12 protein-coding genes are annotated in these 15,595 nt (G+C 32.1%); 11 read left to right on the top strand and 1 reads right to left on the bottom strand.

Annotated features, from left to right (window positions below; translation table 11 throughout):
- Nucleotides 1-45: 45 nt before the first annotated feature.
- On the bottom strand, nt 46-204 hold the full coding sequence (locus B0A65_RS23420; RefSeq protein WP_207556497.1) for a hypothetical protein: 159 nt from the start codon (nt 202-204) through the stop codon (nt 46-48).
- A 283-nt stretch (nt 205-487) separates the two neighbouring features.
- Here B0A65_RS23420 and kaiC point away from each other — a divergent pair, with 283 nt between their 5' ends.
- The 11 genes from kaiC (at nt 488) to B0A65_RS23015 (ending at nt 15,295) form a co-directional block, all read left to right on the top strand.
- Entirely contained in the window at nt 488-2,158 is a 1,671-nt protein-coding gene (kaiC, locus tag B0A65_RS22965; protein ID WP_074657905.1) for a circadian clock protein KaiC, read from the top strand.
- Nucleotides 2,159-2,165: 7 nt separating this feature from the next.
- Nucleotides 2,166-2,462 (top strand): circadian clock KaiB family protein, encoded by a 297-nt coding sequence (locus tag B0A65_RS22970; protein ID WP_026985338.1) that lies wholly within the window; start codon nt 2,166-2,168, stop codon nt 2,460-2,462.
- Nucleotides 2,463-2,466: 4 nt separating this feature from the next.
- Entirely contained in the window at nt 2,467-2,766 is a 300-nt protein-coding gene (locus B0A65_RS22975; RefSeq protein WP_074657902.1) for a circadian clock KaiB family protein, read from the top strand.
- A 3-nt stretch (nt 2,767-2,769) separates the two neighbouring features.
- Nucleotides 2,770-4,029, top strand: coding sequence for a sensor histidine kinase (locus B0A65_RS22980; RefSeq protein WP_074657899.1), 1,260 nt, complete (start codon nt 2,770-2,772; stop codon nt 4,027-4,029).
- A 1-nt stretch (nt 4,030) separates the two neighbouring features.
- Nucleotides 4,031-4,432, top strand: coding sequence for a response regulator (locus B0A65_RS22985; RefSeq protein ID WP_074657897.1), 402 nt, complete (start codon nt 4,031-4,033; stop codon nt 4,430-4,432).
- 379 nt (nt 4,433-4,811) lie between these two features.
- A complete protein-coding gene (locus tag B0A65_RS22990) occupies nt 4,812-7,604 on the top strand; it encodes a type I restriction endonuclease subunit R (RefSeq protein ID WP_074657895.1) in 2,793 nt (930 codons plus the stop codon).
- 4 nt (nt 7,605-7,608) lie between these two features.
- A complete protein-coding gene (locus B0A65_RS22995; protein ID WP_074657893.1) occupies nt 7,609-9,630 on the top strand; it encodes an ATP-binding protein in 2,022 nt (673 codons plus the stop codon).
- A 1-nt stretch (nt 9,631) separates the two neighbouring features.
- Complete coding sequence (locus B0A65_RS23000) at nt 9,632-10,882, top strand: restriction endonuclease subunit S (RefSeq protein WP_074657891.1); 1,251 nt, start codon at nt 9,632-9,634, stop codon at nt 10,880-10,882.
- An 11-nt stretch (nt 10,883-10,893) separates the two neighbouring features.
- Nucleotides 10,894-12,750, top strand: a complete 1,857-nt coding sequence (locus B0A65_RS23005) for an AAA family ATPase (RefSeq protein WP_074657889.1) — start codon at nt 10,894-10,896, stop codon at nt 12,748-12,750.
- Between the two features lie 5 nt (nt 12,751-12,755).
- Nucleotides 12,756-13,799, top strand: a complete 1,044-nt coding sequence (locus B0A65_RS23010) for a hypothetical protein (protein WP_123890426.1) — start codon at nt 12,756-12,758, stop codon at nt 13,797-13,799.
- Between the two features lie 2 nt (nt 13,800-13,801).
- A complete protein-coding gene (locus tag B0A65_RS23015) occupies nt 13,802-15,295 on the top strand; it encodes a class I SAM-dependent DNA methyltransferase (RefSeq protein ID WP_074657881.1) in 1,494 nt (497 codons plus the stop codon).
- Nucleotides 15,296-15,595: the final 300 nt, after the last annotated feature.

The raw sequence follows: 15,595 nt of genomic DNA on the forward strand, positions 1-15,595 counted from the left end.
TTTCAAGTTTCAGGTTTCAATTTAAGCAGCAGTTTTTATATTAGATTATTTCTTAAACCAGTTATAAATCAAAGTTTGAATTTCAAATCTTTCTTCTTGCCTCTTTCTTCTATTTTCTATATTGTATTTTCCTTTTTCTATTTTCCATTTTCTATATTCTATATTCTTGACTCTTTCATCTTGCCTCTTTCTTCTACATTCCATTTTCTATATTCTTTGTTCTATATTCTTTGTTCTCGCATCTAACATCTAACCTCTCACAAATCACGCCGTTACATCTTCCCTCACAAACCTTACATAATTCCCATCTAAAAACCCATTACTAATCGCATAAATTTAACTTCATTTCATATTATAAGGCAATCAAACCCCTTATTATCCCTAAATTATTCACGTTTTATTTAAACAGCTGTTAAATCTTTAATAAAAACTAATCATTAATTCTGTCAGAAAACGTATATTTGAGTAAACAGTTATTTATATTAAAGTGCAGAAAAAAACAAAATCACATAGTTTCCTATTTCCAAAAACCCCTACGGGAGTTGACGGCCTTGACGAAATTACAGATGGAGGTTTTCCAAAAGGGAGACCTACTTTAATCTGTGGCGGTGCTGGATGTGGAAAAACATTATTATCAATGCAATTCCTAATTAAAGGAATTACAGATTATAACGAACCAGGAGTCTTCATGTCATTTGAAGAACCCTCAGACGACCTTACGCTCAACGTTAAATCACTTGGTTTTGACCTCGAAAAGCTAAAAGCAGACAAAAAACTCGTGGTCGATCATGTGCGTGTCGAAAGGTCGGAAATTGAAGAAGCAGGCGAATACGATCTGGATGGTTTATTCATCCGATTAGGGTACGCCATCGATTCTATAAAAGCAACACGCGTAGTATTAGATACCATTGAATCCTTATTTGCAGGTCTGGACAATCAGGCGATCCTGAGAGCAGAACTGCGACGTTTATTTCATTGGCTTAAAACCAAAGGCGTAACGGCAATCATTACCGGCGAACGCGGCGAAGCAACTTTAACACGTCAGGGCTTGGAAGAATACGTTTCAGACTGCGTTATCGTACTCGATCATCGTGTAATCGAACAGGTTTCGACCAGAAGACTCCGAATCGTAAAATACAGAGGATCTACGCACGGAACCAACGAATATCCGTTTTTAATTGACGAAGAAGGAATTTCAGTATTACCAATTACGTCTTTAAAACTGGATAATGAAGTCAGTTCCGATGTGGTTTCGACTGGAGTTCCGGGCTTAAACGATATGTTTCATGGTGGTGGATTTTTCCGCGGCAGCAATATCCTGGTTTCAGGAACAGCCGGAACAGCCAAAACAACCGTGGCCTGTTATTTTGCCAATGAACAATGCGAAAAGAACGAAAAAACAATCTATTTCGCCTTCGAAGAATCGCCACAGCAATTGGTGCGCAATATGAGATCGATTGGTATTGACCTTCAAAAACACATTAAAAAAGGAACATTGCAAATTCATTCTTCGCGTCCTTCATTGAACGGACTAGAATTGCATTTGCTTACGCTTAGAAAACTAATTAAAGAGTTTCAGCCCACTACCATCATTATTGATCCTATCAGTAATTTGATCACGGTAGGAAGCGAACACGAAGTACGTTCCATGCTGGTTAGACTTATTGATATGCTGAAAGCACACAATATAACGGCTCTTTTTACGTCTTTAAATAAGCAAACCGACAATTTCAGACCCGATTTGGCTGAAGAATCCGTATCGTCATTAGTCGATACCTGGATTACCGTCCGTGATATGGAGGGCATTGGCGAAAGAAACCGCGGGATCTTTATTATCAAAGCAAGAGGAATGGGACATTCCAATCAGGTTAGGGAATTTGTGATTACCAGTAAAGGAATTGAATTACTGGATGTAGAATTAGGTCCAAACGGAATCCTGACCGGTACTGCAAGACAAACTCAAAAGTTTAAAAAATCAATATCAGATATTAAGCTTCAGAACGAAATTAGTCGAAAAGACAGAGAAATTGAACGTAAACGCAAAGTTCTGGAAGCGAATATAGAAGCACTTAGAAACGAATTCGAATCGGCACAGGAAGAATTAAGTACGCTGAAAGCCACAGAAGAATTGCAGGAAAAATTTTCTAAGAAAAAATAACAACAAGATGAAAAAAGAAGTCGTAGCCGAATGGCAGTTACTGCTCTATATAGCAGGTCAAACGCCAAAATCGATCAAGGCGCTTGAAAATATAAAAAAGTACGCAGAAGAACACCTGGCCGGGAAATACAGCATCGAAATTATCGATTTGCTGAAGAATCCCCAATTGGCCGAAGGTGATCAGATTTTGGCGGTACCAACCTTAGTCAGAAAATTTCCGGAACCTATTCGCAAGATCATTGGTGATCTTTCGAATGAGGAAAGAGTACTTGTAGGGCTTAATATTAAACCCTTAAACACTTAAAAAAATGGATAATTCAGCTGATGGGACAAGTACAACCAAACATAAGTTCATGCTTTTTGTTTCGGGTATGTCTGTTAAATCAGGACATGCTATCGAAAATTTACGCAAAATATGCGACAAACATCTCCGCGATAACTACGAACTGGAAATCGTAGATATTAGCCGGGATACAGAACAGGCCGTCATACATCAAATTGTAGCGATCCCAACTTTAATAAAAATACAGCCCGCTCCAAGGCGAATCATTTTAGGCGATTTGTCAGACAAGGAAAAGGTATTGAGAATACTTAATTTAAGTGAATAGAATTTGATAGTAAACGATAAAAATATTGACTCCTTATTGGCAGAAATTGAATTGTTAAAGCAACAGCTTTACGAATCAAACAGTATCATTGATGCCATAAAAGAAGGAGATGTTGATGCCCTTGTGGTCAACACCAACGGAACACCGCAGCTGTACTCACTGGAAACAGCCGATTATACCTACCGACTCCTGATCGAGAAATTCAGACAGGGCGCACTAAGTATTGCCAAAAATGGGCTGATCTTATACTGCAACGATTATTTTGCAAAACTGGTCAATACACCCTCAGAAAAAATCATTGGGAATTACCTACAGGAATTTTTCGACAACCCTTCGCAATTTGCAACGCTTATCGAAGGCTTAAAATTGGGTCTGGGCACGCACGAAATCCTTTTTAAAAGTGATGGCGGCTCCCCTACTACATTTCCGGCCTATATTTCCCTTACCGATCTTGAACCATCCGTAGATGCGATTGGAATCGTTGTGATCGATTTAACCGAGAAGAAAAAACACGAAGAAGCGCTAATCCAACATCAGGCAGAACTCGAGGGAAAAATCAACGAATTGAACCGAATCAACAGCAGTCTCGAAGAATTCATTCACGTGATCTCGCACGATTTAAAAGAACCGCTTCGGAAAATTGTCATGCACAACGGCAAAATTGACGGCACTTATCTGACCGAAATTGATGCTAAGTCCATGAACATCATAAAATTCTCTGTCTTGCGTCTTAATTCACTCGTAGACGATCTGGTGCAATATTCGTCACATACCAAACAGGAAGAACGTGGCGAAGTCAATCTGGCCGCCGTTATTACAGAAGTAATCGAAGATCTCGAAGTCATTATCACCGATAAAAATGCCAAGATCAAAACCGGAAACCTGCCCGTTATAAAGGCGTCAAGAGTGCAAATGCGCCAGCTTTTCGCCAACCTGATTTCGAACGCCATTAAATACAGCAAAACAAACATCCCGCCTGTTATACAAATTTTGGAAGCCGATGCCGCAGATGTTGAAGTTCCGCAACAAAACACTAAATTTGTCAAGATTCAGATCAAAGACAACGGTATTGGAATGGAATCAAGCCATTTGCTTAAAATTTTCACGATCTTTCAGCGCCTGCATGCCCGAAACGAATATTCCGGAAACGGTATAGGCCTGGCGATCTGTAAAAGGATTATGGAAAACCATTCCGGAAACATCACTGTCGAAAGTACACTGAACGAAGGAACAACTTTTAATCTTTACTTTCCAATTGTATAAAATGCCACAAAAAAACCTTCATATCATAATAGCCGAAGACGACGATGATGATGCCGATGTAATCCGTGAAATCTTCAACAACAACCCCAGTTTTGCGAAAGTGAGCCTCGTAGCCAATGGCGAAGAACTGCTCCATTTCCTAAAAAATGCGGCAAACGAAAACCCCGACGTAATCCTGACCGATATAAACATGCCCATACTCAACGGCATCGAAGCCCTACAGGAAATTTTAAACCACAACGACCTCAAAAACATTCCCTGCTTTGTCTATTCCACGAGCATAAACCCTTCTTACAAACAAAAATGCGATGTACTGGGCGTAAAAGGCTATCTCATTAAACCCTACTCCTACGAGGCTTTTGCCGAAATCCCGAAAACGATTTTAAGTAGTATTGAAGAATAAAAATATAAACGAGATGTTTCTTTTAGAGAAAGTCTCGTTTTTTTATTAGGAGCTGTTTCCTGCTATCCGCTTGTATCTTTTGTGGTGAACCCCACCACAAAAGGATACCGCTGCTATCAGGGCTAGAGGATTCTTTTTTCATAAGAAGATTTATTTGTTCTTTAATAAACACGTATAAGTACGTATTGTCTCTTTTTTATTTATTGTTACACTTGTTGAGAAGATAATTTTTAGTCAATTATGGTTTTCCGTAATTAAATTGCATTAATTCTTTTTATTATTACATTCTAAGATATTAGCGGTTAATTACTGTATTCTAATACCACAAAAGCAAACATTTTTTTTATCTTTAAACCAAATTTAAAATTACCTTCATTTAATGATCAACCAAAATCCCGAACAAATCGCCAGAGATAATATCGACAAACAGTTGATACTTTGTGGTTGGATTATTCAGGATAAGAAAAAAGTAAATCTTGCAGCAGGACTTGGAATTGCTATCCGAGAATATCAAACTGATATTGGTCCAGCTGATTATGTTCTATTTGTTGATCGAAAAGCTGTTGGAATTATTGAAGCAAAACGTGAAGAAGAAGGTTTACATCTTACTTCTACTGTGCAAGAACAATCAGTTCAGTATGCCAATGCAAAATTGCGATTATTAAATAATGATCCTTTACCTTTTGTTTATGAAAGTACGGGCGAGGTAACTCGTTTTACAGATTATAGAGATCCGAAACCTCGTTCCAGAAATGTTTTTACATTTCATCGTCCTGAAACCTTTAACCAATGGCTTAAGGAATCAAAAACATTAAGAGGACGTTTACATGATATTCCAGATTTGCCAATAGATGGATTGCGTGATTGTCAAATTACAGCAATAACTAATTTAGAAAAATCCTTTAAAGATCAAAATCCAAAAGCTTTAATTCAAATGGCAACTGGTTCAGGCAAAACCTTTACTGCTATATCATTTATATATCGATTACTAAAATACAGCAAAGCAAAACGCATTCTATTTTTGGTAGATACTAAAAACTTAGGCGAACAAGCCGAAGGCGAATTCCGTTCTTATACCGCTAATGAAGATAATCGCTTATTTACAGAATTATATGGCGTAACCAGATTGAGTAGTTCTTTCATTCCAAACGATAGTCAGGTTTACATTAGTACAATTCAACGGATGTATTCTATTTTGAAAGAAACGGAATTGGATGAAAGTGAAGAAGAAAAGAATCCAAATGAAATAGCGTTTGAAACAAAAGCACCAATTCCGGTTGGATATAATGAAAAAGTGCCAATTGAGTTCTTTGACTTTGTTGTTATTGACGAATGCCATAGAAGTATTTATAACTTATGGAAACAAGTATTAGATTATTTTGATGTTTTTCAAATTGGTCTAACAGCAACCCCGGATAACAGAACTTTCGGTTACTTTAACCAAAATTTAGTTTGCGATTATGGCTACGAAAAAGCTGTTATCGATGGCGTTTTGGTTCCATATAATGTATTTACTGTTGAAACTGAAATTACTAAAAATGGTAGTATTCTAAAAAGTTTTGGAGAACCAGTCGATAGACGCGAACGATTAACCAGAAAACGTTTTTGGGAAAATCTAGATGAAGATATTGAATATAGCGGCAAACAATTAGATAAAGATATTGTTAATCCTAGCACAATTCGAACAATTATAAAAGCTGTAAAAGAAAATCTACCTGCAATGTTTCCCGATCGAATAGATTCAAAAGGAAATTTTGAAGTTCCTAAACTTTTAATCTTTGCTAAAACGGATAGTCATGCAGAAGATATTATAGAAATTGTTCGTGAAGAATTTGCCGAAGAAAATAAGTTTTGCAAAAAAATAACGTATCGAAGTGAAGAAGATCCTAAATCAGTTTTACAGCAATTTAGAAATGATTATTATCCTCGTATCGCTGTAACTGTTGATATGATTGCAACAGGAACTGACATTCGCCCGCTTGAAGTTTTGCTTTTTATGCGTGACGTAAAAAGCAGAAGTTATTACGAACAAATGAAAGGTCGCGGAACAAGAACTTGTTCTATCGAAGAGTTAAAAGCAAAAGGAACTCCATCAGCAAAATTCAGCAAAGATCATTTTGTAATTATCGATGCCATTGGTGTCGAAAATTCTCAAAAAACAGATAGCCGACCTTTAGAAAAAGCTCCTGGTGTATCTTTAAAAAATGTATTGGATTCTATAGTAATGGGAAACACATCGGAAGATATGTTGACTACCTTAGCAAATCGCTTAATACGTTTAGAACGACAACTTTCAGAAAAAGACAAACTGAAATTTGCAGAACAAGCAAATGGTTTTACAATTAATCATATTGTTAAACAATTGCTAAATGCTTACGATCCTGATACAATTGAAAAAACAGAGAAAGCTATTAAAATAAAAATGAATGGCTTCGCTCCTATTGAAATTGACCAAAATATTGAACAAGAAAAAAAACAACTTATTGAAAATGCAGTTAGCTTCTTTGATAATCCTGATTTAAGAGATTTTATAATTGACATTCGCAAAAGATACGACCAGATTATTGATGTGGTTAATATAGATGCTATTACAAAAATTGGCTGGGTAAAAGATCAAGACGAAGAAGCAAATATCGTTATAACCGATTTTAAAAACTGGATTGATAATCATAAAGATGAAATAACGGCTTTACAGATTTTTTATGCTCAAGATTTCAGATATAGAAGCTTTACTTATAAAATGATTAAAGATTTATGCGAAAAACTAAAAACTGATAAACCATTATTAGCGCCTTTAACAATTTGGAAAGCTTACGAACAATTAGAGAAAACAAATGGTTCTGCTAAAAATGAATTAATCGCTTTGGTTTCATTAATTCGAAAAGTTATTGGGATTGATACTACATTAACGTCTTATGATAAAACAGTTGACAAAAATTTTCAAGATTGGATTTTTAAAAAAAATGCAGGACAACATAATACTTTTACTGAAACACAAATACAATGGTTGCGCATGATGAAAGATTATGTTGCTAATAGTTTTAGTATAGAGAAAGATGATTTTGATTTAAGTCCATTTAACGCAGAAGGTGGTTTGAGTAAAATGTGGCAATTGTTTGGAGAAGAAACAGATGAGATTATTAAGGAATTAAATGAAGTTTTAGCGGCGTAATATTATGGCAGGAAATGTAAATGTAACTTCAAATGGGATAAAAAAGATCCTGAACAACTATGAAAAACCCAATTCTATAGCAGAATATATTTGGAATGGTTTTGATGCTAAAGCAAATACTGTTAGCATAAACTATACAGTGAACGATTTTGGATCGTTAGAGTTTTTAGAGATAATAGATAACGGATATGGGATTAATCATAGTAAATTAAACTCTAAATTCAAGCCTTTTTATGAATCAGAAAAGGCAATAAAAGTTTCTGCTCCTAAGCATACTTCTACCATGCATGGAAAAAATGGAGTTGGGAGATTAACATTTTTTACTTTTGCTCATAGTGCAAAATGGTTAACATCATTTAATGATGGAAAAAAGAATGAAACTAATTCCATAATAATAAATAGTAATGAGTTAACAGATTTTAAAGTCGAGAGTGTTGGAAATGAATCTGATATTACTGGAACGATAGTTACTTTTACTAACATTCAGATTTCTGAAAATGAAATGGACAAAGTAATTATTCCTTTTCTCATTAGAGAATTTTGTTGGTTTTTAGAACTAAATAAGCATAAAAATTTTAAAATTACAATTAATGATATCCCATTAAACTATGAATCTAATGTAGCAGAAAGAGATGAAAAAATTTCTATAACATATTCAGATAGCAAATCAAATAATAAAACTGTATTCAAAATCAAATTTATACAGTGGAGAGAATCATTACACCAAGAATATTCAAAATATTACTTTTTAAATGATAAGGAAAATGAAGTTTATAAAGATCATACAACCTTAAATAAAAAAGGAGACGAATTCTTTCATAGTGTTTACATACAAAGTGATTATTTTAAAGATTTTGACTTTAATAGTTCCGAAAATGAAAGTCAAGTCAAATTATTTGGTAAGGCAAAATCTTCACCAGAATACCGTTATTTAATAAAAGAAATTAATCAGATTTTAAGAGAAAAAAGAAAACCATTCTTAAGACAATTTGCTGATAAACTTATTGAACAATATGAAGACACTGGTATTTTACCGAACTATAAAACAGAATGGGAAGAAAAATATAAGAAAGAAGATTTAATTGAAACCCTGAAAAGTCTTTACGAAATTCAGCCCAAACTATTTACTAGCTTAAGTATTAATCAAAAGAAAACATTCGTTCGATTTCTTGACCTCCTACTTGATTCTAACGAAAGAGAGGATTTATTTAAAGTACTTGATGAAATACTTGATCTATCAACGAAGGAAAGAGAAGATTTAGCAAAAATTTTCAGAACGACAAAGTTAAACAGAGTTATTGAAACTTTGAAATTAATAGAAGATCGATATAAAACCTATTACAAACTGCGTGATTTAGTATTCAATCCTGATTTGAAAGCTGATGAGGTACATCACTTACAAAAACTAATTGAAAGTCATTATTGGATTTTTGGAGAACAATATCATTTAGTTACGGCGGCTGAACCAAAATTTGAAGAAGCTCTGAGAAGATATACTTATCTTTTAACCGAAAAAGATACTTCAGTTGAAATTGACCACCAACATAAATTAAAGGAAATGGATATTTTTGCCTGTAGGCAAAACACATTAGTTGATAGAATTGAAAATATAGTTATTGAACTTAAGCATCCATCGATTTCACTTGGAGAGGAACAATATTCTCAATTACATAAATACCTTCAGGTAATATCTACGCAACCTGAATTTAATGGAAGTAATGTACATTGGGAATTTTATTTAATTGGTCGAAAATTTAGTACTTCTAAATATATTGAAGACTTGATTGATACTAATAAAAATCATGGAATCCCTTCTCTAATACTTTCAAAAGACAATGGTCGAATAAAAGTATATGCTAAAAAATGGAGTGAAGTTTTTGCGGATTTCGAAATTAAACATAGTTTTTTAGATTCGAAACTTAAATTAGAAAGAGAACAATTATTTAATGATTTATCGACAGCAAATGAAGTTATTGAAGCTGTTAAAGATAATTCAGCAATCCAGCCAAAAGAGATTAAAATATAAAATGCTAGAAAACAAGAAATTACCAAAAGATTGGAACTGGGTTAAACTTGGAGATACTTTTAAAATAGTTAGCGGTAACACCCCAAAAGGATTAGAAAAAAATTCAAATACTGGAGATTTTCAATTCTATAAAGTCAGTGATATGAATTTGACTGGAAATGAAATTAGAATGAATACTTCAAACATAAAATTAACAGAAGAAGAGGTCTCCAAATTAAAAATAAAAATATACCCAAAAGGGACAGTTATTTTTCCAAAAAGAGGAGGTGCCATTTTAACTAATAAGAAAAGGCTTCTTTCTAAAGACGCTTCATTTGATTTAAATGTAATGGGGGTTTTGCCAAATGAAAAAGTTACAAGTAATTTTCTTTTTTATTGGTTTCAGAAACTTGATTTAGCTAAAATTTATGATGGTTCAAATGTTCCTCAAATAAATAATAAAAATGTTGCCCCATTAGATTTTCCATTACCCCCACTCGAGACCCAACAAGCCATCGTCTCCAAAATTGAAGAACTTTTTAGCGAATTAGACAAAGGTATTGAAGATTTAAAAACTGCTCAACAACAACTTAAAATTTATAGACAAAGTGTTTTAAAATGGGCTTTTGAAGGGAAGTTAACGAATACTAAAGTTAAAAAAGGAGAATTGCCAAAAGGATGGAAAATTGTAAAAGTTGGAGATATATCTTTAAAAGTTACGGATGGTGAACATGCAACACCGAAAAGAACTGAAAGTGGTATTTATTTATTATCAGCTAGAAATATTCAAAATGGTTATCTTGCTTTAAGCAATGTTGATTATATCCCACAGGATGAGTATAACAGAATAATAAAACGATGTAATCCGGAAGAAGGTGATATTCTAATTTCATGTTCTGGTTCAATTGGTAGAATATGTAGAGTTCCAAAAGATTTAAAATTTGGAATGGTTAGAAGTGTCGCATTAGTAAAAATGGATTGGTCTCAATATGATTCAAAATATTTTGAATATTTATTTCAATCTCCAATACTTCAAAGACAAATCGAAAATGGAAAAAAGGCAACCGCTCAGGCTAATTTGTTTCTTGGTCCGATAAAAAATTTAGATTTAATAATCTGCAATTTGGAAGAACAATACCAAGTTGTTCAAGAAATCGAAAGTCGTTTAAGTGTGGCTGACAAAATGGAAGAAAGTATTGCTCAAAGTTTAAAACAAGCTGAGGCTTTGAGGCAAAGTATTTTAAAAAAGGCATTTAGTGGAGAATTGATTTAAAAAACATAAAAATGACAATAGAATACATATTTATAAAAAATTACAGAGCAATAAAAAATCAAGGTTTTAATTTCTCAAGCAAGTTCTCAATAGATTATTCAAGTAAGAATACCTTTCTATCAATTGGAGAAAAACCTTTTCATATTGAAAATTTTTATGGCAATTCAATCAAAAATGTTACTGGACTGGTAGGTCAAAATGGGGTAGGGAAATCTACAATTTTAAATTACATTAAAGGAGTTCTATCCTTTCCTCTAAACTCAAACCCGGACAATTTAGATTGTTTGATTGTCCTTTATGATTCAACCAAGAATGAATTTACCGTTGTTAAAAATGGCATGGAATTTAATTTAGTTACTAAAAATATTAAATTTAAAACTATATCATTAAACACAAAAAAAGATATAGAAAGTGTAGACGATAGATTTAAAACTATTCTTGGTGAAGTACAAGAATTTAATGATAATGCCATATTATATTTATCAAATATTTACGATAATTCTGCCGAAACAAGATATGGACCTTTAAAGAAACCATATGTGGTAAATTTATCATTGAACTATTTAACAAAAGACCCATCAGATTCTGATGTGCAGTCAACGTTGAAATATCGCGAATTGGAAAATAATATTAAGTTTATTCTAAATTCAAATAAAAAAGTATTTTCTTTAAATTTACCTGAATATATAACTTTCAATTTCAAAAATATAATTGTAGACGAATTTTTAAGAGAACACATAGACTACAAGGGAGATAGTAAAGACAGTGATTTTAAAGAAAAGCTTTCAGAGTTACTTAAAAAAATTCAATCTAGAAGTAATTATTTTCAAGATAAAAATATCAGATTAAAATTTTGGTTATTAGCAAACTTAATTATTCAAATACAAAATTATTACAAGGTAGATGGTGTCAACGACTTGTATTTATCAATAAAAGATTGCAATATAGAAGATCTTGAAGATAAATTAATGAACTTCCTTAAAAGCAATCTAAAGTATCTAACAACAAAGCATATTGGTAATAAAAACACTCAATTTATCGACGGATTTAGTTGGGATAATTACTTTGATAACTATAGTACTTTTATAAATAAAACACTTTTAGTGTTTAATAAATATGATAAAAGAAACAAAAGTAACAATACATTAAACGTTCCTTTAAATAAAAATTCAGAAGAAGATATAAAGGAACTAATTGAATTAAGTGAAATATGTACAATCGAGTTAAATATCATATATTTTGTATGGAGAGATATGAGTACCGGCGAGACAATGCTGCTTAGATTCTTTTCAAATTTATATTTATTTTCTCAACATTTGAAACTAGACGATGATGTAAGGAATGTCAAATCACTTGTTTTTTTGTTTGATGAAATAGAAGCATTTTACCATCCACAGTGGCAAAAAAAAATCATGAAATTATTATTTGATTTTATTAATGAAGAATTTGTGCAATATAATAATCAAATTATTTTCTCAAGTCATTCTCCATTAACTATATCAGATATGCCAAAATCAGATTTAATATTTCTTCAAAAAAATGAAAATGAAATTGTTTCTAAAAACAATTTAAATGAACATAGGAATACTTTTGCGTCAAATATTCACTCATTATTAACTGATACATTTTTTTTACAAGATGGTCATATAGGTGATTTTGCAGATGATAAAATAAATTATATCATTAATTTATTAGTAGATGGTAGATTAAAAGACATTGTAGAAAAAAGGGATGAGATTGAAAAGATCATATCAATAATTGGTGAGCCAGTAATAAAAAATAAACTACTAGAAATATTAGAAAGTAGATTGAGAGCAAATTTAATTACAATTAAGTCGGATATTGAAACTCTTAAGAACAAAAACTAATGAATTTGATAAATCATCCTGATATTGATTTTTTGGTTGAAGAACATTATAACCGTATTTGCACTAAACTTGTAAAGCCTTCACAAGGAAGATTTTACTATAGTACGTCAGTTTATGAAAAATTGAATAAAAAATTAACCAAATACAATGGAACCATATACTATGATTTATTTTATTATTTGTTTGAAAACCATGATAAAATTATAAAAAATAAAGTACATGACTTAGAAAAACATATTTATAAATTAAAAGATATTATATCCACAAACAACATAGTTTTCAAAGTGATTAATCCGGTTGATGGTAAATTAATATATAATGACATATATAAGGATATAGAAGACAGTTTTGATTATGAAGCTTATAGCGCCAGTGAAAAGCCATATAAACTCATGCTTGCTTTAGGAGTAGATGTTTGTCCATATTGTAATAGACAATATGTAAATACTTTTATATGCCCAGATGGAAAAACTAGAGCGACATTAGATCATTTTTATTCAAAAAGTGAATACCCATATTTAGCATTGTCTTTTTACAATCTTATTCCTTCATGTTACTCCTGTAATTCGAGTTTAAAAGGAAGAATACCTTTTACCTTTAACAAGAATATAAATCCCTATCATTCATCATTTGAAAATATTGTCAGCTTTACTATTAATTACAAAAAAATTGGTGATTCAAAAAAATATATTTCAGAATTCTATAATGACGCAGCTTTTATGAATATTGATTTTAAAAGTTTAGTTCATAAAAACAGAAATGATTATAAAAAAGCCGAAAGAAATATTAAAGTATTTAAATTAAAAGAATTATATAATTTACATAAAGATATAGTTTTAAGAGTAATTCAGCAAGATGTAATTTATAACAAAGCAGGTTATGCAAAAACAATTAAAGATAAATATCCCAAAATTTTTAATGACGAGGAAGAAGTTTTAAAAACTTTAATAGGTTATCATAGTAATCATCTTGAATTTAATAAAAGTCCATTTTCAAGATTATTAAGAGATATATCAGATGAATTAGATTTAAAAAACAAACTTTCATAATTATGAATAAAGAAAAATCAGCAAACACCTCAAGTATAGTTTCTAAAGTATGGGCTTTTTGCCAAACACTTAGAGATGATGGTGTTGGCTATGGCGATTATTTAGAACAATTAACTTATTTATTGTTCTTAAAAATGGCTGATGAATATACTAAACCACCTCATAATCGTAAGATGCCAATTCCTGTTGAATATGCATGGGAGACCTTGACTGATAAAAGCGGTACAGAACTAGAATCGCATTACAATGTCATGCTTCGTGAATTAGCCAGAGAAAAAGGTATTCTAGGACAAATATTCATTAAGAGTCAAAACAAAATCCAAGATCCTGCAAAGCTTTATAAACTTATAGCACTTATCAATGCCGAGAATTGGATATTGATGGGCGTAAAAGACAAAGGTGATATCTACGAAGGTTTGCTAGAAAAGAATGCTGAAGACACTAAAAGTGGCGCAGGACAATACTTTACTCCTCGCCCATTAATTAAGGCAATGGTTGAGTGTTTACGTCCAGAACCTTTAAAAACAATTGCTGATCCAGCTTGTGGTACAGGAGGTTTTTTTCTTGCTGCTTATGATTGGCTTGTAGATAATAGAGATTTAGACAAAGAAGCTAAGCAATTCTTAAAATATGAAACTTTTTTCGGGAATGAAATTGTAGCAAGTACAAGACGATTGGCACTTATGAATTTATTTCTTCATAATATCGGAGATATAGATTCAGTCAATTTTATTTCGCCTAATGATTCCTTAATTACAGATTCTGGAACACGTTACGATTATATTCTAGCAAATCCTCCGTTTGGCAAAAAGAGTAGTATGACTTTTACCAATCAAGATGGAGAACAAGAAAAAGAAGATCTAACTTATAACCGTCAGGATTTTTGGGTTACAACTAGTAATAAGCAGTTAAACTTTGTACAGCACATTCGTACCATGCTTAAAACAACAGGAATGGCTGCAGTAGTTTTGCCAGATAATGTTTTGTTTGAAGGCGGTGTTGGAGAAACGGTTAGAAAAAAATTACTTGAAACAAGTGATTTACATACTATCTTACGTTTGCCAACTGGAATCTTTTATGCAAATGGTGTGAAAGCAAATGTTCTTTTCTTCGATGGAAAACCTTCAAGTAAAGATCCTTGGACAAAAGAAACCTGGGTTTATGATTATAGAACAAACGTTCATCATACTTTAAAGAAAAACCCTTTAAAATTAAGTGATTTAAAAGATTTTATTTCTCTTTACAATCCTGAAAACAGGAACAAAAGAAAAGAAACTTATAATGCTGAAACAAATCCTGAAGGTCGTTGGAGAAAATTCTCTTATGAAGAAATCATTGCACGAGATAAAACAAGTTTAGATATTACCTGGCTAAAAGATAAATCTCTTGCTGATTTAGATAACTTACCAGATCCTGATGTATTAGCATTAGAAATAGTAGAAAATATTGAAGCAAGTTTAGATAGTTTTAGAGCTATTATTGCAAGTTTAAAATAAATCAAGCGTTTTAAAATACATTCAAAATATACCTAAAAAGGGCGGTGCTTTAAAAGCACCGCCCTTTTTGTTTACCGTATAATAAGTTTTCTATTAAAAACCTTCAACTACTATTCTAATAACTTTTCCTAGCAATCCATTGGAAATATCCAAGCTTATATTTACGAATCGATCTAATCAAAACAGTACAATCATGAGTAAATTTTCCGAGCAGGTACACATTTCTATCAGCAGTTTTTCGCAAAACGTCATTTATTACGATTTGCAGCTTTCACAAAAAATGGCTGAGCATCATTATTT

This window comes from Flavobacterium frigidimaris (assembly GCF_002217275.1).
Classification (GTDB): Bacteria; Bacteroidota; Bacteroidia; order Flavobacteriales; family Flavobacteriaceae; genus Flavobacterium; species Flavobacterium aquidurense.